The sequence below is a fragment of the Enterococcus sp. DIV0724b genome (genome assembly GCF_050531475.1).
GTDB lineage: Bacteria > Bacillota > Bacilli > Lactobacillales > Enterococcaceae > Enterococcus_L > Enterococcus_L haemoperoxidus.
Genome location: NZ_CP172890.1, coordinates 3,153,407 through 3,175,501, shown reverse-complemented (window position 1 = coordinate 3,175,501; position 22,095 = coordinate 3,153,407). Strand labels below are relative to the sequence as shown.

Here is a 22,095-nt window from a genome sequence, read left to right as displayed (position 1 = left end):
TAATGAAATATGTTTCATATTTTGATGCTATTTGTATTATAATTGAAAGCGATTACCTTTGGAAGTAAAAGTAGTTTTTTCATTCTTTTTAATAGGTAAAGAGATTAGTATGGAAATTAAAAAGAGTATAGCTTAAAAAAGCAACAACCTATTAACCTATATTTTATGTAGTTGGAATATTTTTTTTAAGGTTTTGTTGTTATAATAAGTCTATGGAGCATCACATTTGTGAATTCAACTAATAGTTGAGGCGGGGTATCACTTATTCAACGGATAGCTGTTTGCCCAACGTTAATCTAGGAGGTTATGCTGGTGGTAGAGATTGGAAACAAAATAAAAGAATTAAGAGAATCAAAAAAAATGACTCAAAAAGAGTTAGCCGAGTTTCTGAATGTTACGCCTCAAGCCGTTTCGAAATGGGAACGGAATAAAAGCTACCCAGATTTGGATACGTTGGTAAAGCTCAGCAAGTATTTCAACATTTCAACCGATACTATTTTAGGAAATACTAAACAATCATTTTTTAGCTCTCTTTTTTCAAAAAAGGAAGGTAGAAAAAGTATGGAAAATGATAACAAAGTTAAGAATGAGAAGACGTCAAAAAAAATGGGAAATCCTCAAAAGATCCTACTATTTGGAATTACAGGGATGATGACAGATTATGAAATGTATACAGGTTTATTGGTGACGAAAATGAATAATCTAGCGAGAGATAACAATATAAACGTAACGGTCCAAGCGTATAGTGTGTCTAAAATCGCTGAAAAAGGCAGAGATGCTGATTGTATTTTATTATGTCCAGAACTTCACTATGCCGAAGAGGAAATCAAACATAAATTCCCAGAGATCCCTGTCAAAATTATTGCTAAAAAAGATTATGCTATGTTAGATGGTATGAAGATTTTGAAAAATGTATGGGTGTAACCGCTACTTAAATAATACGAGCGTGGGACAAAACTAAAAAACAGTTTTGTTTCGCGCTCTAAATCCGAATAAACGGCGAGAAAAAAGCAGCTCCTTCGGAAATAAGCTGAAATTCACAAAAATTTGAAAAGCAATTTTCGTGAATTCCCTCTTATTTCTCGGAGCTAAACGCATTTGTCTCGGCCTCTGTTTTTATATTTTAAAGAATAAAGATTATTAAATCATCTTGTAATTGCGTATAATTAGAGTGTCAGAATTGCCAAAGAAATTTGGTCTAGGGGGAGCAATATGAATTTTTTGAAAAAATATGGATTTTATTTTCTATTATTAGGTGTAATAAGTGATTTCTTAACACCGTATAGCTTGGGTTTGTTTTATCCAAAAATGAGTCAAATGACCATGGTGATCAGTATATTTGGAGATGTCGATAGTCCAGTACGACGTGCATTTTTGATTTGGTCTGTAGTATCAGGTCTATTATTTGTATTGGCAATACCGGCAGTGTATCAAGCTTTTAGAACTACGTCAAAGACATTAGCCAGCTTATTAACTCTATCAATTGGGGTGTATGGGATTGGAGATTGTCTGTTTACTGGATTGTTTAGCATTAACACGGAACAAGCAAATTGGAATTTTTCTACATGGGTTCATAATATTGGCTCTGGCTTAGGGTACGTTGGTTTTCTACTTTTCCCCCTTTTTTTGTATTTACTTTATCAAAAACAAGGTAAAACAATCTTTAGCAAACGTTACTTGATTTTGTTTCTGATCAGTATTTTTTTTGCAAGTATATATGGTTTAGCTCGAATTCCAGGAATCAATCAGTTTCCCGCTTTGAATCAAATCGGTTTTTGTCAGCGGCTAAGTTTTATCTTTAATTACTTACCGATAATGATTTTTGCCATAAATCAAATCAAAAGTAAGAAAGTTAACTATTAAAAAAGGTAAGAAAATGATTGAAACGGTACCAGCAAAAGTAGAGTTATATTATTAAGTAGTAACGTTTGGTGCTGAGTATATAAGAGATTATAAATAAAGAAGGAATCGTGTGGTGGAATTTTTAGCTCATGATTCCTTTTTTGATTACGTAATAGGGACAGCGAGAAGATTAATGTCTTTTTAATGATAGATAAAACGACAAAATGTATGATATTTTGTATTTTTAAATGATAGAATAATACTTAGAAGTGATTTAAGGGTACCAGACTTCATGAGCTACTTCGATCGCATCAACTCCTAAGAGCTAAAGCTCCAAGGAGTGAAGGTCTTAGGAAAAAATAGATAGAATGAGGCAAAAACATCTCAGCCCTATTTTTCTCTTTTCCTATCAAAGCTGATCAAGCTCTTTTAGCTTTTTAAATTTAGGAGGAATAAAAATGTTAAAGAAAATGTCAGATAGCAGAAGAATTGCAATAGTTATCGCAATTTTTGTCGTTTTACTTGGGATTGGTACGTTTGGGGACTTAGCAATCTCAAATGCAGTGATGAGTCAAAATTCATACATTGCCACCTTTTTACAAAATTATGCCTGTTTTCCAGTAGGGGTCGTAATCATGATGAGCGGAGAAATTATTATTCATTTTGCGGTTCGATCAAGCCAACCTATGATAGCAAAAGTGTTGATTGCCGTGTCTGGAGTAGGTCTATCCTTTTATGGGATATGGTACTATTTAAAATTTGCTATTCAGTATACCTTATCATCTATCCAAAATGTCGAGCATGGTCGTCCAATCGGGCAAGCAAATAATGATGGTGGTATTAATCCCACGTTACCAACAATTATCAATATCATGATTTGTTTCGTTGTTTTTGCTGTAGCAACGTTGATCATTCAAAAATGGTTACGCCATAAAACGGCAGAAGAGTTCGATCGTTTAATGCGTGTGGCTATTTTAGGAATTGCAGTAGCCTTTGTTTATCTAATGTGTGTAGAGGAAATTAAAATTTTATGGGGGCGTGTTCGTCCATATGAGCTAAATGCTGTCCAAGATAATTTTACGCCATGGTACAAAATGAATGGACCAACTGGACATAAGTCATTTCCGTCAGGACATTCTTGTGAAAGCATGTTTGCTATATTCTTTCCTTTATATGCGAGTTCTAAAAATACTAAGCTACGTAAAAAATTATTGGTTTTTGGTGTGACTTGGGGCGCTATTACAGCAATCAGTCGAGTGTTATTAGGCTGTCATTTCTTTAGTGATGCGACAATGGGGGCATTCATCATTGTATTCCTTGTTTTTGTTGGGACAAGATGTGCCCAGCTAAAATTGGTAGACTAAGAAATAATCGATCAATCTATTAAAATCTAAGTATAAATCTGGAAAAACGAACAATTTATTGTTGGTTTTTCCAGGTTTTTTTAGTCTGTTTGGATAGTATGGATGTAAAGATCCCTTTTAGTTGAAGCGGAGTAATCAAAAAAATGCAAAACAACATATTTATTTTGTTATAGAGCCATAAAACATTACATATATGAAAATAATCATGAAACACATAAAATGAAAACTACCTGCATAAAGAAATAAAATAATAGAATCAGAAAGGATTTTTAAAGAAAGCGGCACAGTCATTCAATTGATCAAAATATGAATTAATATTCCATGCGTGTGCCAGACTATTTAAAAAAAGCATATTAGAGTAAAACATAGGGGGAATCTACTAAATGAAAAAGAAAACAAATGTACTATTAACCATAATTATGATAGGAAGTATTTTATTTGATAGCTTTGGAGCCTTTATTTTACAGCCAGTGTATGCACAAGAAACTGGTAGAGATTTAACTAGTTTGCCTGCATCGGAGTCTCTTTCTCGGGATGTAAATGGGAATAAGACGATCTTTAATGATGTATTATTAACTTTAAATGGGGAGGAAGTTACATCAGGTAATCCCTTGAAAAAGGGCGATACATTCCAAATTGAATATGCATTCTCACTTCCCGATGAACTTGGAAAAGAAATGCAAGATGGGGATTATTTTAAATTTACGTTACCAACAGATTTTGCTGCTTTAGGTGAGCAAAATGGTGAGTTGAAAGACCCAGCAACGGGTTTGCTATACGGAAATTATGCCTGTGATGCTGCAGGTAATGTAACGATGACATTTAATTCTGAAGTTCAAAAGCATGACAATGTTGAAGGGCGTTTAAGGTTCTCTATCACTTTAGATGAACGAAAAATTACGGTTCCTGGAAAGAAGAAAATACTCATCCCATGGTCAAAAGATGCAGAAGGAAAAGAGATCTTTATTAGTACAAAAATTACTTCTTTTATCCAAAAAGAGTATTTAAATACAAGATATGATTCAGATGGGGCGCCAATAGTTGACTGGAAAATTCTAATCAACCCAAACAAGAACCTGATTGAAAACCCAACTTTAACAGAAGAAACAACGAATAGTGAGTGGAAAAAAGTAGCTTCAGCTTATACTATTACAAAAATGATGAAAGCCAATGTAGATTTGGATGGAAATGTTACCGAAAATGAAGACGTAACAGGATTGCTCGCTTTTGATCCATCTGGTGTTGCGCATTTTCCATCTAACATTGAAGAATCATTCGTTTTATATCTAAGTACGCCAATCAATTATGCAGGTCAAGGAACGATTACGAACAAAGTCAAGTTGAGTAGCAGCAATCGACAAGATGAAGAAGCAAGTGCAAGCACATCACTGCAAGAACATGTGGATATCAGTAAAAAAGCCGGCGATTTTGACGAAAAAACACAAGAAATCAGTTGGACTGTAACATTTAACCCGAGTGGTCGTCACATTCCTAAAGAGGAGGCAAAATTTACTGATATCGTTGGTTTTCATCAAAATTTTATAAAAGACAGTTTGACCGTTTCTCCAACAGTTCCATACACAGTCACTGAAATCGAAGAAGGTTTTGAGTTTCAGTTTGAACAAGATATTGATCAACCTATCGAAATCACATACAAAACAAAGGTGACCTATCGTCCAAGTGAAGGTACGTCGATCAGTAACACGGTTTATCACGGAAAACATCATATCTCAGTACCAAAGGAAATTCCGGGAACAGGAGAAGAACCAGCTGAGCCAGAATCAACGGTTTCAAAGGATTATTTTTGGGATCAACAAAGTAATGAATTAGATTGGACGATTATTGTGAATCAAAACAATCGCTCAATCAGCAAGTGGTTTATCATCGACAAATTAACTTCAGGTTCTATGTTAGAGCAGTCGATCATTGTTACAGATATAACAACCAATAAACGATTGATTGAAAATCAGGACTATTCTTTGAAAATGATTCAAGAAAATGGTGAAATAAAAGGGTTTGAATTGTACTATTTGTCTAATGAGGAAACGAATCATACCTTTCAAATAAATTGTAAATCTCATTTTGATGATAATGTTCCTCATAGAAATGGTTGTGTGTATAGATATACACAAGGGGGGCAAGAGAAAGAAGGCCGTGCAGGTAAAGAATTTTATAGACAAAAAAATTCTATTCCCGTTACTAAATTTGGTACTTATCTTCCTAAAACACATGAAGTAGAATGGCGAATCATGATCAATGAATCAAAATACAAGATAAATAAGAATAGTATGATTGAAGACCCCATTCCTGACGATCAGGAATACGTGGATGGTTCTGTAGAAGTTTTAGAACAACGATATGAAAATACAGATTATAAACCAACGGAAAAAGCAACAGCGACTTTTGATCAAGGATCAAATAAAATACAAGCAAATTTTGATGAAGGGGCAGATTACCGTTTTTTGATCGTCTTTCGTACCACTTTAAAAAATAAGGAAGATATCTTAAAGAAAAAAGTGAAAAATATTGCATACTATGAAGATGATTACACACCTAGAAAAGCAGTTGAGGCAAGTGTTGGTTATAGCGTAGGTCAAGATATGGTCGTTAGAAAAGAAGGCGAAATCAGCAAAGAATTTCCAAATAGAATCAAGTGGAAAGTGATTATCAATGAGCATAAATTTGATTTGAAAAATGTAGAAATTGAAGACTACAATTGGATCAACAATCGTGCCTTATTTGATACTATGAAATTAGTTTATACTTCTGGTGACAATAAAGGAAAGACTCTAGAACGAGGAATAGATTATACGTTTGAACATACAGAACGCAGCTTTCATATTAAATTAATGAATGACTTAAAAGATTCTCTTGAACTAACTTATGATTCGGAAATCACGTATTCTAAGAAGGATATCCCAGGGCAGGAGATTCCGGTTATGAACAGTGTTAGGGTATCGGGAAGTGACCTTATCATAACGGACGATCCTCAGATAAAATCTGTTCCTGTGATTGTTCCTAAAAGTTCAGGTGAAATTATTGGAACGACAGAAGAATTACAAGTATTCAAAGTAATCAAGGGAACGCAAACTCCTTTAGAAGGTGCCGTTTTTGTATTATACCGAGGAGAAAAGAAAGATAGCGAAAAAATCGTAGAAAGAGTTACGACTGACGGACAATATGGCTGGGCCAGTTTCAGGTCATTAACCAAAGGGAAATATCTATTAGTAGAGGAAAAAGCACCTAAAGGGTATGCAGTAAGTCCAGAATTTGCTAAAGGAATAATTATTACTGTTACAGCTGATAAAGATAATGAAGTAATCCAGCGAACTGTTGAAAATGAAAAACGAACAAGAGAAACAACGGAAATCAGTGGTAAAAAAGTTTGGAAAGATTATGAAAACAAATTTAACACTCGTCCAGCATCCATAACAGTTCGCTTATATCAAAATGAACAAGAATACCAAGTTCAAGAAGTCAAAGCAACAGAAACAGGAGATTGGACATACAGTTTCACCAACTTGCCAAAATATGACACAAAAGGCAATGAGTATAACTATACGCTAAAAGAAGACCCAGTCAAAGGGTACGAAACGAAGATCGATGGTACAACGATCACAAATAGCTATGAAAACAAAGAAACAACGGAAATCAGTGGTAAAAAAGTTTGGAAAGATTACCAAAACAAATTTAACACTCGTCCAACATCCATAACAGTTCGCTTATATCAAAATGAACAAGAATACCAAGTTCAAGAAGTCAAAGCAACAGAAACAGGAGATTGGGCATATAGTTTCACCAACTTGCCAAAATATGACACAGAAGGCAATGAGTACAACTATACATTAAAAGAAGACCCAGTAAAAAATTATGAAACGAAGATCGATGGAACAACAATCACAAATAGTTATGAAAACAAAGAAACAACAGAAATCAGTGGTAAAAAAGTTTGGAAAGATTATGAAAACAAATTTAAAACTCGTCCAGCATCCATAACAGTTCGCTTATATCAAAATGAACAAGAATACCAAGTTCAAGAAGTCAAAGCAACGGAAACAGGAGATTGGGCATACAGTTTCACCAACTTGCCAAAATATGACACAGAAGGCAATGAGTATAACTATACGTTAAAAGAAGACCCAGTAAACGGGTACGAAACGAAAATCGATGGAACAACAATCACAAATAGTTATACAAATAAAGAAACAACAGAAATCATTGGAAAGAAAATCTGGGAAGATTACCAAAACAAATTTAACACTCGTCCAACGTCTATTACAGTACGCTTATTCCAAAACGATAAAGAATATACTGTAAAAGAAGTCAAAGCAACAGAAACAGGAGATTGGGCATACAGTTTCACCAACTTGCCAAAATATGACACAGAAGGCAATGAGTACAACTATACGTTAAAAGAAGACCCAGTCAAAGGGTACGAAACGAAGATCGATGGAACAACAATCACAAATAGCTATGAAAACAAAGAAACAACAGAAATCAGTGGTAAAAAAGTTTGGAAAGATTACCAAAACAAATTTAACACTCGTCCAACGTCTATTACAGTACGTTTATTCCAAAACGATAAAGAATATACTGTAAAAGAAGTCAAAGCAACAGAAACAGGAGATTGGACATACAGTTTCACCAACTTACCAAAATATGACACAGAAGGCAATGAATACAACTATACGCTAAAAGAAGACTCAGTTAAAGGGTACGAAACGAAAATCGATGGAACAACAATCACAAATAGCTATGAAAACAAAGAAACAACAGAAATCATTGGAAAGAAAATCTGGGAAGATTACCAAAACAAATTTAACACTCGTCCAACGTCTATTACAGTACGCTTATTCCAAAACGATAAAGAATATACTGTAAAAGAAGTCAAAGCAACAGAAATAGGAGATTGGACATACAGTTTCACCAACTTACCAAAATATGACACAGAAGGCAATGAATACAACTATACGTTAAAAGAAGACCCAGTCAAAGGGTACGAAACGAAAATCGATGGAACAACAATCACAAATAGCTATGAAAACAAAGAAACAACAGAAATCAGTGGTAAAAAAGTTTGGGAAGATTATGAAAACAAATTTAACACTCGTCCAACGTCTATTACAGTACGTTTATTCCAAAACGATAAAGAATATACTGTAAAAGAAGTCAAAGCAACAGAAACAGGAGATTGGACATACAGTTTCACCAACTTGCCAAAATATGACACAAAAGGCAATGAATACAACTATACATTAAAAGAAGACCCAGTCAAAGGGTACGAAACGAAGATCGATGGAACAACAATCACAAATAGTTATGAAAACAAAGAAACAACAGAAATCAGTGGTAAAAAAGTTTGGGAAGATTATGAAAACAAATTTAACACTCGTCCAGCATCCATAACAGTTCGCTTATATCAAAATGAGCAAGAATACCAAGTTCAAGAAGTCAAAGCAACAGAAACAGGAGATTGGGCATACAGTTTCACCAACTTGCCAAAATATGATACAAAAGGCAATGAGTATAACTATACGTTAAAAGAAGACCCAGTCAAAGGGTACGAAACGAAAATCGATGGAACAACGATCACAAATAGTTATACAAATAAAGAAACAACAGAAATCAGTGGTAAAAAAGTTTGGAAAGATTATGAAAACAAATTCCAAACGCGTCCAACGTCTATTACAGTACGTTTATTCCAAAACGATAAAGAATATACTGTAAAAGAAGTCAAAGCAACGGAAACAGGAGATTGGGCATACAGTTTCACCAACTTGCCAAAATATGATACAAAAGGCAATGAGTATAACTATACGTTAAAAGAAGACCCAGTAAAAGATTATGAAACAAAAGTTGAAGGTACAACGATCACAAATAGTTATACAAATAAAGAAACAACAGAAATCAGTGGTAAAAAAGTTTGGAAAGATTATGAAAATAAATTTAACACTCGTCCAGCATCCATAACAGTTCGCTTATATCAAAATGAACAAGAATACCAAGTTCAAGAAGTCAAAGCAACAGAAACAGGAGATTGGACATACAGTTTCACCAACTTGCCAAAATATGACACAAAAGGCAATGAATACAACTATACGCTAAAAGAAGACCCAGTCAAAGGGTACGAAACGAAAATCGATGGAACAACAATCACAAATAGTTATACAAATAAAGAAACAACAGAAATCAGTGGAAAGAAAATCTGGGAAGATTACCAAAACAAATTTAACACTCGTCCAACGTCTATTACAGTACGCTTATATCAAAATGAACAAGAATACCAAGTTCAAGAAGTCAAAGCAACAGAAACAGGAGATTGGACATACAGTTTCACCAACTTGCCAAAATATGACACAGAAGGCAATGAATACAACTATACGTTAAAAGAAGACCCAGTAAAAAATTATGAAACAAAAGTTGAAGGAACAACGATCACAAATAGTTATACAAATAAAGAAACAACAGAAATCAGTGGTAAAAAAGTTTGGAAAGATTATGAAAACAAATTCCAAACGCGTCCAACGTCTATTACAGTACGTTTATTCCAAAACGATAAAGAATATACTGTAAAAGAAGTCAAAGCAACGGAAACAGGAGATTGGACATACAGTTTCACCAACTTGCCAAAATATGACACAAAAGGCAATGAATATAACTATACGTTAAAAGAAGACCCAGTCAAAGGGTACGAAACGAAAATCGATGGAACAACAATCACAAATAGTTATACAAATAAAGAAACAACAGAAATCAGTGGAAAGAAAATCTGGGAAGACTACAAAAATAAATTCCGAACACGTACAAATTCAATCACGATTCGTTTATATCAAAATGATCAAGAAATGAAACAACAAACGGTCAAAGCAAATCTGAAGACAGGTGATTGGAATTATACGTTCACTGATTTACCAAAATACGATGCAAAAGGCAATGAATATCAATATAGATTAAAAGAAGAGCCAGTTAAAGGGTACAAAACAAGAATCGAAGGTACGACAATCATCAATACCTATGTAAATGAAGAAACAACCGAAATTACAGGCAAGAAAATCTGGGAAGATTATCAAAACAAATTTAACACTCGTCCAACGTCTATTACAGTACGTTTATTCCAAAATGATAAAGAATATACTGTGAAAGAAGTAAAAGCAAACGAAGATGGTGACTGGAATTACGCATTCACAAATTTACCAAAATACGATGGTAATGGAGATGAATATAAGTACACACTAAAAGAAGACTCAGTCAAAGGGTACAAGACAAGAATTGAAGGTACGACCATCATTAACACGTATATAAATAAAGAAACAACCGAAATTACTGGTAAGAAAATTTGGGAAGATTATCAAAATAAATTCCAAACGCGTCCAATGTCCATTACAGTTCGTTTATACCAAAATGACCAAGAATATGCATCAAAAGAAGTAAAAGCGAATCAGCTTGGTGACTGGAATTATAGCTTCACAAACTTGCCTAAATACGATACAAAAGGCAGCGAGTATAACTATACGTTAAAAGAAGACCCAGTCAAAGGCTATGAAACAAAAATCGACGGAACGACGATCACAAATAGCTATGAAAACAAAGAAACAACTGAAATCAGCGGAAAGAAAATTTGGAAAGATTTCCAAAACAAATTTATGACCCGCCCAGATTCAATTACTGTTCGTTTGTATCAAAATGCTAAGGAATACAAAGTCCAAGAAGTAAAAGCAACGAAAGCAGACGATTGGAACTATCGTTTTAGCGATTTGCCTAAATATGACATCAAGGGAAATGAATACAACTACACGGTGAAAGAAGACCCAGTAAAAAATTATGAAACAAAAGTTGAAGGTACTACGATCACTAACACCTATACAAATAAAGAAATCACCAAAATCAGTGGGGAAAAAATCTGGAAAGATGATCAAAATAAATTCCAGACTCGTCCAAACGCAATTACCGTTCGCCTATATCAAAATGACAAAGAATACAAAGTCCAAGAAGTAACAGCCAATGAAACTGGCGACTGGAACTATACCTTTGTAAATCTACCAATATATGATAATGAAGGCAATGAATACAATTATACCGTGAAAGAAGACCCTGTAGAAGGATATGAAACAAAAATCGAAGGCACAACAATTATTAATACACATGTTCCAGAAGAACCGACAAATTCAACGGATATAGAACAAGATCATGATAAAATAGAGCATATAAAACACTATCCTAAAACAGGTAGTATCCAACAACCGATACTTAAAATAGTAGGGCTAGTATTGATCGCTTTAATAGGGATCGTCTGGTATAGAAAAAGCAGAGAAGTTTAACCTTAAGCAGTAAAATAGAAAGAGCGAGCCAAGAATCATTTGATTATTGGCTCGCTCTTTGTCTTTAGACTAACAAAAAGACAGCGATGAAGCCAAACAATAACAATGGATTTAAAGATTTACCCAATCTTAACGAAATCTATACGAGGATCATACACCAACTCAACAATTCTTTTCTACAATTTAATGTAGAGAGGAGGTTCATTAATGAACTTTATAAAAGAAAAAAGAGAATTGGCTATAGTTACATGTTTAGGAATATTATTGTTGATCGGTGGTATCTGGGATAACCAAATCAGTCAGGGAATAATGAATCAAGGATCGTTATTTGGCACATTCTTTCAAAATTATGGGTTGATTTTTCCAGGAATTATTCTATTTATGTCTACTCAAATTTTTATTTATTATGCGAAAAAAAGTAATTTACCAAACTTCGGTAAGGGGAGTATCTATTTTATTGCTATTATTGCTGGGCTATATCAAATTTGGCAAATGATCAAAATCATGCTTTTTTATACTGTAACGTCACTGAATAATCGTCAAAATAATCAACCAATAGGTGCTGCCAATAACGATGGTGGTGGAGCAATGAGTTTTCCAAATTGGTTCTTTCCAGCTCTCGTTATTCTTTCATTATTTACGTTTGCAGTGGGATGCATGTTGTGTAATCGTTGGCTCAAAGGAAAAAATCAGCAGGAACTAAATGGCTTAGTTTTGATTGGTTTGGGCGCAATCGTGACGGTTTATGCTGCGAATACCATAGTAGACGTGATGAAAACTCTTTGGGGTAGATTCCGACCTTACGAATTGCAAAGTAATTGGGCAGAGTACACAAGTTGGTGGAGTATCAATGGAGCGAATGGTCATAAGTCATTCCCTTCAGGACATTCAGAACAGGCTTGGTTAGCGTTATACTTACCACTTTTTGTTGATCCTTTGAAAAAGAAGAAACGTCAAATAATGGTGATCTTGGCAAGTGTATTCGGTTGTTTCGTTGCTTTTTCTAGAGTTCGGATCGGGGCGCATTTTTTGAGTGATGTAACAGTTGGTTCTGTGATTGCTATTTTTGTGATTTACGTGGTTTCTCGCCTTTTAAATCAACGATTAGATGGAGAAGTTTTATCAGAATAATAGAGTTTTTAATAGTGAAATGGCGGGTTTTCTTAATGAAGAAAGCGTGTCATTTTTTATTTAGATGAAACGTTGCAGAGGAAGTACAGTTAGTAACCTTTGTATTTACTTATTCCATTGTTTATTATATGATTAAACACGTTGTTTAAGTAATACATTGCAATTTTACGAACAAATTATTGTTCATATTTTAGCTAGCTACACAGGCTAGTCTCTCGGAAAAAAGATAAAATCTGCTTGTGACAAAAAGCGTCACAAACCTATTTTCCTATTTTTCTGTCGAGGCTAAACTAGCCTGCTACGCTTTTAAATTTTAGGAGGATATCAAGTGAAAGAAAAAATTATTTCCTATTTTGAGATCGACAAATTAAATACGACTATGAAGCGTGAATTTCTAGCTGGGTTTACGACATTTATTTCTATGGCGTATATTCTATTTGTTAATCCAACTGTTTTAGGAGCTTCAGGAATGGACGAAGGTGCAGTTTTTACTGCAACAGCTTTAGCGAGTGCTTTAGGGTGTATATTGATGGGGATTTTTGCTAAATATCCGATCGCAACAGCACCAGCGCTAGGGATCAATGCCTTTTTTGCTTATTCTGTTTGTGTGGGAATGGGTGTTCCTTGGGAAACAGCGTTAGCAGGAGTTTTTGTTGCATCCCTGATTTTCATTTTGATCACTGTATTCAAATTACGTGAATTGATCATCGATGCAATACCAGCAGATTTAAAATACGCTATCTCTGGCGGAATCGGTCTGTTCATCGCTTTTCTAGGTCTAAGTGAAGGTGGGATCATTGTTTCTAATGAGTCAACACTAGTTGCTTTAGGGCCGTTGAACGTTGGATCGACTTGGCTGACTATTTTTGGTCTAGTGATTACAGCTATCATGATGGTGCGTCGTGTTCCTGGAGGAATTTTTATCGGGATGACCGCAACAACTATTTTGGGATTGGTAACGGGTTTGATTGAAGTGCCGGCTAAAATCATTTCAGCAGCTCCAAGTCTGAAACCAACATTTTTAGTTGCGTTAAAACATGTTGGAGACATTAATTCTTTACAGTTATGGGTTGTTGTCTTAACGTTCTTATTAGTGACATTTTTTGATACGGCTGGAACGCTTGTCGGTTTAGCAAATCAAGCAGGTTTTATGAAAGACAATAAAATGCCACGAGTTGGAAAAGCACTAGCTGCTGATTCAACAGCGATGCTAGCAGGTTCTCTTTTAGGAACTTCTCCGGTTGGTGCGTATGTAGAATCTTCTGCAGGAATTGCCGTTGGCGGACGTTCTGGATTGACAGCTGTAACGACTGGCCTTTTCTTCATTGTTGGACTATTTTTCTCTCCACTGCTTTCAGTCGTAACATCTCAAGTAACAGCGCCAGCTTTAATTGTTGTGGGAGTTTTAATGGCTCAATCACTTAGCCAAATAAAATGGAAAGAAATGGAAATCGCAATTCCTTCCTTCTTGATTCTTTTAGGAATGCCTTTGACTTACAGTATTTCTGATGGAATTGCACTTGGGTTTATCTTCTATCCAATCACAATGATCGCTGCAAAACGTGGCAAAGAAGTGTCACCGATCATGTATGCGTTATTCTTTGTTTTTGTAGGATTTATGTGGATTTTAAACGCTAATTAAGTAGAAAATAGTAACCAAACAAAGACGACGAGACAAAAGTTTAGCTCCGAGAAATAAGATGGTCTTCAACTCATAGAAGTTGAGATGATCGGAACGGAGTGTAGTCTACTTTTTTCTCGCCGTGTATACAGTCTCTTGTGTAACAGTGAGTTTCTTAAAATTTTGACTTTTCCACTAAAAACAAGCAAAATATAACTAGTTGAAGAGAATAATCTGCGAGGGATGATCAAATGGAAACACCTCTTATATCACAATGGCTGGATTACACAAAGAAGCAGTCCATGGTTGAAAAAAAAATAGAAGAAATGTTAAAGAAAAATAGTCACCTCACAACAAGTGAGTATTATGCCTTATATCAACTTAAACAAAATGGACGTCACATGAGGCTGAATGATCTAGGAAATTATCTTTGTTTAAGTCAAAGTGCGCTGTCTCGTTTGGTCAATAGGTTAGAAGACAGAACGCCTCCAGTTATTGAGAGAAGAAATTGTGCGGATGATAAACGTGGAGTTTATATTGATTTGACTAATGAAGGGGTGACACTCGTGTCATCTGTTGAGCCGGAAGTAGATGCTATTTTGAAAAAGTATTTTATATAGAAGACTAAAGAGTTGCTTTTTAGTCTTCTATTCTTTATTATATAATTAGTTGCATGCGCATGCATGTATAGGCTGAGGAGGAAAATTGATGAATAACGTAGATACAGGTTTAACATTTAAAAGAGGACTACACCTAAAAAATAGATTGGTTGTTGCACCAATGACAACAAAAATGTCTTTTTTTGATGGTGTTGTAACGAATGACGAAATTGAGTATTACGCATTACGTTCAGGCGAAGTGGGTGCATTTATCACGGCTGCAGCCAATGTTCATGAAGGTGGTAAAGGTTGGGATGGAGAACTGGGTGTTTATGATGATCGTTTTATTCCAGGGCTTGCTAAATTAGCTGCTGCTATTAAAAAGAATCATACAAAAGCAATCCTGCAGATTTTTCACGGTGGTCGTATGACAGATTCTAAGGTCTTACAGGGTGTTCAACCTGTTGCACCAAGTGCTGTTGCGGCTGAACGTCCTGATGCGCAAATACCAAGAGAATTAACTGAAGATGAGATAATCGAAATCTTAGAAAGCTTCAAACAAGCAACGAAACGAGCAATCCAAGCAGGTTTCGATGGTGTAGAGATTCATGGAGCTAATACCTATTTGATCCAACAATTCTTCTCTCCTCATTCTAATCGACGTACGGATGATTGGGGTGGATCATTAGAAAAAAGATTTAAATTTATCAATGATTTAGTTGATGGTGTCACAGAAGTTGTAGATCAATCTGGTGTAAAAGACTTTGTAGTAGGGTATCGTTTTTCACCAGAAGAATATGAAAATCCAGGGATTCGCTTGAGTGATACGTTGTTCTTAGTGGAGCAATTGTCTAATAAGCCTTTGGATTATTTACATTTGTCAATGAGTAATTATAGAAATCATTCAGTTAGTGATGAGTTCAAGGAAAAACCAATTATAGAGTATATAAAAGAAGCAATGAATAACCGTCTTCCGTTGATCGGTGTAGGAGATATCAGAAATGGTGCAGATGTCAAAGAAGTACTGGCAACGGCTGACTTAGCAGCTGTTGGTCGAGCAATTTTGATTGATCCTCATTGGGCACAAAAAGTTCTAGATAGACAAGATCAATTGATTCGAACAGAACTTTCTCACTATGATCGAGATGAGCTGCGAATAAGTAATGGTGTTTGGGGATTTTTAGAATTAATGATGCCTGAGCGCCTGAAATAAAAATAGGCTTGATAGAGGGCTGTATGAGGGAGAATTCCTTATACGGTTCTTTTTTTGTTTAAATTAGATATTGTTTATTATCGAAATGTTTAGTACAATTTTACTATAAATAAAAATATTTTTTTGGTCTTAAAAATTATTAGGAGGTTGAGAGCAATGAGTAAAAAATATCTAAATTATGTAGGTGAAATTATTACAGACGTGGAGTACCACGGCTTAGGAGAACCGGAAAAATTTTTAGAAGTACACATGGAGGTAGAGCTTCCGTTTCGACTGTATTGTAGGATGGGGGAACAAGATTGGGAAGAGGTAACAGAACAAGAACGTTTAGTCTTAGTTGATCAGTTACAAGATAAGAAATCAAAATATTCTAAGAGTGACTATCAATTTTATACATTGGACTTTTATCTAGCTAGCTTAGGTGGATTATAACTTACAAACATAAATGAAAGCGTTTTAAAATATACTGATCAATAAGATAAATAGAAAACCATTTACTAAATACCAAGTGGTTTTCTATTTGTATTTACTTTAGATCACATAAGTAGGTACAATAGAGTTAGAAGAGAAGATCAAAAAGTGGAGGTGCCTCATAATGACAATCAAAATAGAAAAAGTAGCAATAACCCACCCAGATTTATTGAATTTAGTGCAGGAATTAAATGATTTTTTCAATGAAGAATGGGGAACTGAGATAGCTCAAGGGTATCAAAATCATCACAATCTAGCTGAAATGGCCTGTGCAGTTGTGGCTTATGATGATCAAGTTGCAGTTGGATGCGGTTGTTGGAAACTATTAGATGAACAAACACCAGAGATTAAACGAATGTATGTAAAACAAACGAGCCGTGGTAATGGAGCTGCTGGAGAAATTATCCAAGCGTTGGAAGCAGATATGCTGGAAAAAGGGTATCAGCAGGTCGTTTTAGAAACAGGTAAAGACATGTTAGGTGCTATTCGATTTTATGAACGACACGGGTATCATATTATTCCAAATTATGGTGAGTTTATCGGGGATAAGCTATGTATTTGCATGAAAAAAATAATAAAAGAGAGCGTAAAACAAAACTAAAAATCAGTTTTGTTTTACGCTCTAAATCCGAATAAACGGCGAGAAAAACCCATCTATTTTTAAATACGCTAATTATTTGGCTGTTAAATGATGATAGACAGTAGTAAATTTATATAGGTAATAGACTGATAAAAACGAATGCTAAACAGACTAAAATCATAGAGGCTGTAAACCAATTATATTGGGATAATAAAGCAATATATTCGCGAATAAGCGCAGTTGGAAGGAAATATAGAGCAGTTGGAGCGCCAACTCCTTCTGCTTTTAAATGAGCTTTTCTAGCATACAAGGCCCCTCGCAATACATGGTAATTATTTGTTGAGAAGAGAATCGTCGGAGCTTGGTCTTTATTTTTCCAGTCTTCAAAAATAATTTTTTTTGAAAAAGCCATATTTTCAAAGGTTGTTGTCGATTGATCCTCCATTAAAATATAAACATCTGGTATTTGCTGTGATAGCAAATACTTTTTCATAGCAAAGGCTTCTGAAACGGGTTCATCTGCTCCTTGTCCACCACTAACAACAATTTTGGCATTTGGATTTTTATGATAATACTCGATTGCTTTATCCAATCTACTTTTAAGCAGTGGGGGAACTTCTTCACTTCTAATACCAGAACCTAATACAATGATGTAATCGACCTTTTTTTTGATTGGAATCATTTGATACATCCATGAATAAAATAAATAGCAAGTGAACAGAAAAGAAAAGAGCAAATCACTTAATAATAGAAAAAGTAATATTGAAAAAAGCCAGAGCGGAATCTTACTAGAGCCCATAGACAATAAATAGAAAAAAGCTGGTACGGTAATAAGTAGATTGATCCCTAATAGCGCGGAAAGTTTTGCGGTAACGCTGCGACCTTCTTTGGTTTGCATCGTATGTGTGTTAAAAATAAAAAAGGCGCATACGATTAAAAGTATCAAGGGAAATAACGTGTAGAAAATAATAGTGACAAGTTCTGAACTACTTGTAGAAATTTCACTTATTTTTATCAATCCTACTACGAATAAAGTCAAAATAAGAAACAAGCCGCCAAAGGCAAAGAGCATGCCTCCAAAAAAGCTGCGACGTTCCTTTAGTAAAATAAGGCCCCCGATAATAATAAAAATACAAGATATAATAACTAATGGCATTAAACGTTACTCTCCTTCTTCAACTAAATAAGATGGAAAAAAGTCATTCATTTTTTCCATCTTATTTAGTTGAAGAAGGAGAGTAGCATCAATTTAAAAAGCTTGTGTTCTATCTCTCGTCGTATAGTTGATTCATTTCAACATTATTATAATTGATTAGAGCCTTAGATGCATCAGATTTGACTTTTAAGACACCGAGACTAATTGGTGAACCAGTAAACTCGTTGTATTGATTATCTGGGAGAATGAACACGCTATTGACATAGGCGGATGATTCACCTAATGTCACATACTCATGTACTTTAGAAGAAAATGCTTTGTTTGCTTCATCTTTAATTAAAGGTGCTTCTTCTTTTGAAAATAAAGTTGCTTCATTTTTAGAAATTTGTTTTATTGGGCTAAACGTATAATTATTTTTTGAACCAGATACTTTTTGAAAGCCATTAAATGCAGTTATTTTTTGTGCATCACTTGTACTTAAAACAAGAGTTTTCGAATTTTCGACCCATTTACCATTAACCACGATCGATTTTTCGATATCCTTTTTTTGTGAGGTGATTGAATCCGTTACTTTTTTTTCATCTTTATCTAAAATAATTATTCCGTAAACGGGCTTGTGCTTGAAATTATTATAGAGAAAAAGTCCTCCTATAGATAGGACAATTAGACTTAAGATAGAAATTAAAATTTTTTTTAACATGAAAACTCTCCTTTTATCATTATTTAACGCTAGTATATAAAAAAAACAAAATTTTCATCATCGATTAAGGTGTATATGAACGAACAATAATGAAAGATAATATGGATTTTTTTGTAATTAAATCGCATAAATAATGTCTAAAGCTTGCTTTTAAGCACAATAAATCTATAATATTTATGAGATGCTAAGTTAAGCGTAGGGGGATTAAGTGTGGAAAAAAACAAATTTAGTATAACATTACCAGAAAAAATAGTAGAAGAATTTCATTTAGAAAATGAAGATGACGTAATAGTAAGTATCAAGGATCAAAAAATAGTGATCGAACCAAAGAAGAAAGTAGCTGGGAACCAGACACTTTCATTGAGATGGTTTTTGATTCCGACAACGGTGATCAGTCTTTTGTTTTTGGGATACCTATTTTATACTGATAAAACCCAAATTGCGTTGGTTGGAGCGTATTCAATTGCGAATTTTGTTCTTTCATTTGGTGTATTGAGTGGTGTATTCAGCTTTTTACTCTTTTTTATCAAAGGAAAAAGAAATCAAGTTACAACGCAATCCAAGGATATTTATTGGCGAAATTTCCCTACGATTTTGCTTTCGTTTATTGTTATTTTAGTCTTTGCGCTACTCGTTTTTTTCAAAGTGATCGGTTTGGTGTTTATCGGGGCAACTTTTGATCGTTATACAGCAACACTGTTATTTTTTGTTTTTGTAGGACTAGTCAATTATTTTATGATTTACTCGGCATTGTCTATCACACCAGCTAAACTGACTAATTTATTGATTTTTGTGATTATTGGCGGTGTTTTACTTGCGATGATCACGAATAAGGATTATCAATGGTGGCAATTTAACTTTAGTTTTTTAGGGACAATTGAAGCCAAAAGTAGTTGGCAATTTAATTTGACGTTGATGTTTTCATCTTTGTTGATGGTGGCTTTGATCGATGGATTATTTGTAGAATTGCAAAAAGCGATTCCGCATAGTCGCCGTTTGACTATTTTGCGTATTCTTTTAACGTTAACTGCATTAGATCTTGGTGCTGTAGGACTATTCCCTTATACCGAAACAGGCCCTTTCCAAGGTGTTCATAATCAAGTTGCGGGTTATTTAGTTTATTTGATTGTGATTTTGATTGTGGGAATCAAGTGGCTATTGCCTAATGTAACCAAAGAGTTTTTGTCGATTTCTTATATGATTGCGGCGACATTAGTTGTCGTTGTTGTGTTATTTCAATGGACAAGCTATCTATCGCTGACGGCATTTGAATTATTATCCTTTATGTTGGCGTTTAGCTGGATTGTCTTGTTACTTCAAAATCTTCAGAAGATGGCACAAAATATTAATAATACATTTCAAGTAAAAGTTAAACTGGATCCTGAAAAGCAAGTGGATATGGATTAATATGTTTGGCTTGATAAATAGAAATAAAATCGGGTTAGCGCTAAGCATGAAAGTTTAGCGTTAACCTTATTTTTTATTGACTTGATTCGTTTTATCAAGATACCGTGACATAAGTTCCATATGATGCATCACAGCCGCTTTTCTCATAACGCCCATTCCTGGGAATTTATTTTTTGCAACAGCCTCAAGCAGTAACTCGATTCCCAACGTCATTTCTTTTCCGCATAATTTATCTGTCCAATCGTTTATCGCATTCATGAGCTCGAAAAATTTATCTTTTTGAGTAGGGGAATCCTCACCTGAAATAAAATGATGGATCCGCAATTGATTACTGTCAAAATAAACAAGATGCAAGCTCAAGCGTTTTGAAGGATAGCTATGTTCATAGTAAACACGGCTATCAATAGAGAAATCACTAAATCCGATAAAACCACTTTTTTGAAAGGTCAAATGAGTATCTGAAAAAAATTCATCCTGACATTCTTGATAAAAACTGGATTTAGGAAGTCGGGTAAAAACATCTTGTGAAAGAATTTTCTCCCCTTTAACTTTTTGCAGTAGACGGAATTCTTTTGGGATGAGGACTTTTGTTTGATTTGCTTGCCAGTCGCTTTCTAGTACAGGTGTTGAATTTCCAATCACAAATAATTCTGGTTCTTCGCTCAATGTTTCGATAGGCTGTTCAACGATCACTGCCTTTTTTAAGGATAATGCGTTTAGATAAAGGAGTCCCTCTTCAGTCAAAAAATCACCAGCTTGAGGGTTTTGAATAAGATAAAAAGGCTGATTTTCTTTTTGAAACAAGTGAATGAATTTTTTTAGTGCATTGGAATTTTTGACGGGTTCGATGATCGGGAGAATCTGAGAAGACAAGCGTTTTTGTTCTACTAATGTTGTCAAAGCGAACAAATCAAACTGCTTGCCGCGAAAATAAGGATAATACATTATTTTTCCTCCAAAAGGCGCTGTTCCAATTCAAAATAAGCCTCACGTGTTGCGTCCAATTCGTTCTTTAAGGCTTCAACAGCTTGATTACAAATATCTTCAGCAAAGCGATCATAAAAATTGACTCCGCCGCCAAATAGATCATAATCCGGTTGTCTTTTCTTCAACTCTTTATAGAGCTGATCCGTTGAAAAGACACGTAAGCCGCGTGCAGTTTGTTTGGCTTTACCGACTTCGCGAGCCTGTGCTGTGATCAAACGGAAAAGCAATTCTTGTTCATTGACTAAAAGCTCTTGTTTTTGCGGCTTTTTTTCTATTGTAAAGTAACCCGGCAGCATTTGGTTTTCTGTAGAAAGATACTGATGATAAACCATAGCGCCGATATGACTGGGGATTTCTTCTTTTATTTTTTCAAAAAGAGCAACTGGTAACACAAAATAATTATAATTTCCGATAAAGGAAAGCTTTGCCTTGGAACGAAAATCAGCTTTACTTGCCTTCAGCTCATAACAACGCCACTCAAATTGATTCTCAACAGTCAAGCGACAGCTTAAGGTATCAACAATACCTTGATCCTCTGGCATTGTTACTTCTTCGACCACAACATCTCCGTTTTCTCGACAGTAATAATATAAAACTTCTTCCATTTGGGTCGTTAATGACGTTTTCATGTTTAACTCCTTTTTTCTTTTATACTACTATAAAACGTACGTTCGTAAAAATAAAGTGTTTTTTCATTTTTTATTAT

Annotated in this window: 15 protein-coding genes; 11 read left to right on the top strand and 4 right to left on the bottom strand. The window is 34.6% G+C overall.

Annotation, left to right across the window (positions count from 1 at the left end; translation table 11 throughout):
• Positions 1–312: 312 nt before the first annotated feature.
• The 10 genes from IGJ02_RS14755 to IGJ02_RS14710 all read left to right on the top strand — a co-directional run bounded on the left by IGJ02_RS14755 (position 313) and on the right by IGJ02_RS14710 (position 17,160).
• A complete protein-coding gene (locus IGJ02_RS14755; RefSeq protein WP_010762430.1) occupies positions 313–924 on the top strand; it encodes a helix-turn-helix domain-containing protein in 612 nt (203 codons plus the stop codon).
• A 288-nt stretch (positions 925–1,212) separates the two neighbouring features.
• The gene (locus IGJ02_RS14750; RefSeq protein WP_430602527.1) at positions 1,213–1,863 is read left to right on the top strand and encodes a DUF998 domain-containing protein; all 651 of its coding nucleotides are present in this window, start codon (positions 1,213–1,215) and stop codon (positions 1,861–1,863) included.
• A 437-nt stretch (positions 1,864–2,300) separates the two neighbouring features.
• Positions 2,301–3,206: a phosphatase PAP2 family protein gene (locus IGJ02_RS14745; RefSeq protein ID WP_430602525.1), complete on the top strand. Its 906-nt coding sequence runs from the start codon at positions 2,301–2,303 to the stop codon at positions 3,204–3,206.
• A gap of 383 nt (positions 3,207–3,589) precedes the next feature.
• Complete coding sequence (locus tag IGJ02_RS14740) at positions 3,590–11,524, top strand: Cna B-type domain-containing protein (protein WP_430602524.1); 7,935 nt, start codon at positions 3,590–3,592, stop codon at positions 11,522–11,524.
• A gap of 207 nt (positions 11,525–11,731) precedes the next feature.
• Complete coding sequence (locus IGJ02_RS14735) at positions 11,732–12,655, top strand: phosphatase PAP2 family protein (RefSeq protein ID WP_430602523.1); 924 nt, start codon at positions 11,732–11,734, stop codon at positions 12,653–12,655.
• A 328-nt stretch (positions 12,656–12,983) separates the two neighbouring features.
• Positions 12,984–14,297 (top strand): NCS2 family permease, encoded by a 1,314-nt coding sequence (locus IGJ02_RS14730; protein WP_430602521.1) that lies wholly within the window; start codon positions 12,984–12,986, stop codon positions 14,295–14,297.
• 230 nt (positions 14,298–14,527) lie between these two features.
• A complete protein-coding gene (locus IGJ02_RS14725; RefSeq protein ID WP_430602519.1) occupies positions 14,528–14,896 on the top strand; it encodes a MarR family winged helix-turn-helix transcriptional regulator in 369 nt (122 codons plus the stop codon).
• Positions 14,897–14,984: 88 nt separating this feature from the next.
• Entirely contained in the window at positions 14,985–16,088 is a 1,104-nt protein-coding gene (locus tag IGJ02_RS14720; RefSeq protein ID WP_430602517.1) for an NADH-dependent flavin oxidoreductase, read from the top strand.
• Between the two features lie 156 nt (positions 16,089–16,244).
• Entirely contained in the window at positions 16,245–16,520 is a 276-nt protein-coding gene (locus IGJ02_RS14715; RefSeq protein WP_010762439.1) for a hypothetical protein, read from the top strand.
• Between the two features lie 163 nt (positions 16,521–16,683).
• Complete coding sequence (locus IGJ02_RS14710; RefSeq protein ID WP_010762440.1) at positions 16,684–17,160, top strand: GNAT family N-acetyltransferase; 477 nt, start codon at positions 16,684–16,686, stop codon at positions 17,158–17,160.
• 109 nt (positions 17,161–17,269) lie between these two features.
• Here IGJ02_RS14710 and IGJ02_RS14705 read toward each other — a convergent pair whose 3' ends face one another.
• Both IGJ02_RS14705 and IGJ02_RS14700 read right to left on the bottom strand, forming a co-directional pair.
• The gene (locus IGJ02_RS14705) at positions 17,270–18,295 is read right to left on the bottom strand and encodes a YdcF family protein (protein ID WP_430602515.1); all 1,026 of its coding nucleotides are present in this window, start codon (positions 18,293–18,295) and stop codon (positions 17,270–17,272) included.
• A 109-nt stretch (positions 18,296–18,404) separates the two neighbouring features.
• Entirely contained in the window at positions 18,405–18,995 is a 591-nt protein-coding gene (locus IGJ02_RS14700; RefSeq protein ID WP_430602514.1) for a lipoprotein BA_5634 family protein, read from the bottom strand.
• A 210-nt stretch (positions 18,996–19,205) separates the two neighbouring features.
• Between IGJ02_RS14700 and IGJ02_RS14695 the strand changes: the two genes are divergently transcribed.
• The gene (locus IGJ02_RS14695) at positions 19,206–20,402 is read left to right on the top strand and encodes an AbrB/MazE/SpoVT family DNA-binding domain-containing protein (protein ID WP_430602512.1); all 1,197 of its coding nucleotides are present in this window, start codon (positions 19,206–19,208) and stop codon (positions 20,400–20,402) included.
• A 66-nt stretch (positions 20,403–20,468) separates the two neighbouring features.
• Here the strand turns inward: IGJ02_RS14695 and IGJ02_RS14690 are convergent, their stop codons facing one another.
• Both IGJ02_RS14690 and IGJ02_RS14685 read right to left on the bottom strand, forming a co-directional pair.
• Positions 20,469–21,347, bottom strand: a complete 879-nt coding sequence (locus IGJ02_RS14690) for a sce7725 family protein (protein ID WP_430602510.1) — start codon at positions 21,345–21,347, stop codon at positions 20,469–20,471.
• Positions 21,347–22,018 (bottom strand): hypothetical protein, encoded by a 672-nt coding sequence (locus IGJ02_RS14685; protein WP_430602509.1) that lies wholly within the window; start codon positions 22,016–22,018, stop codon positions 21,347–21,349. Before IGJ02_RS14685 ends, IGJ02_RS14690 begins: the two co-directional genes overlap by 1 nt.
• Positions 22,019–22,095: the final 77 nt, after the last annotated feature.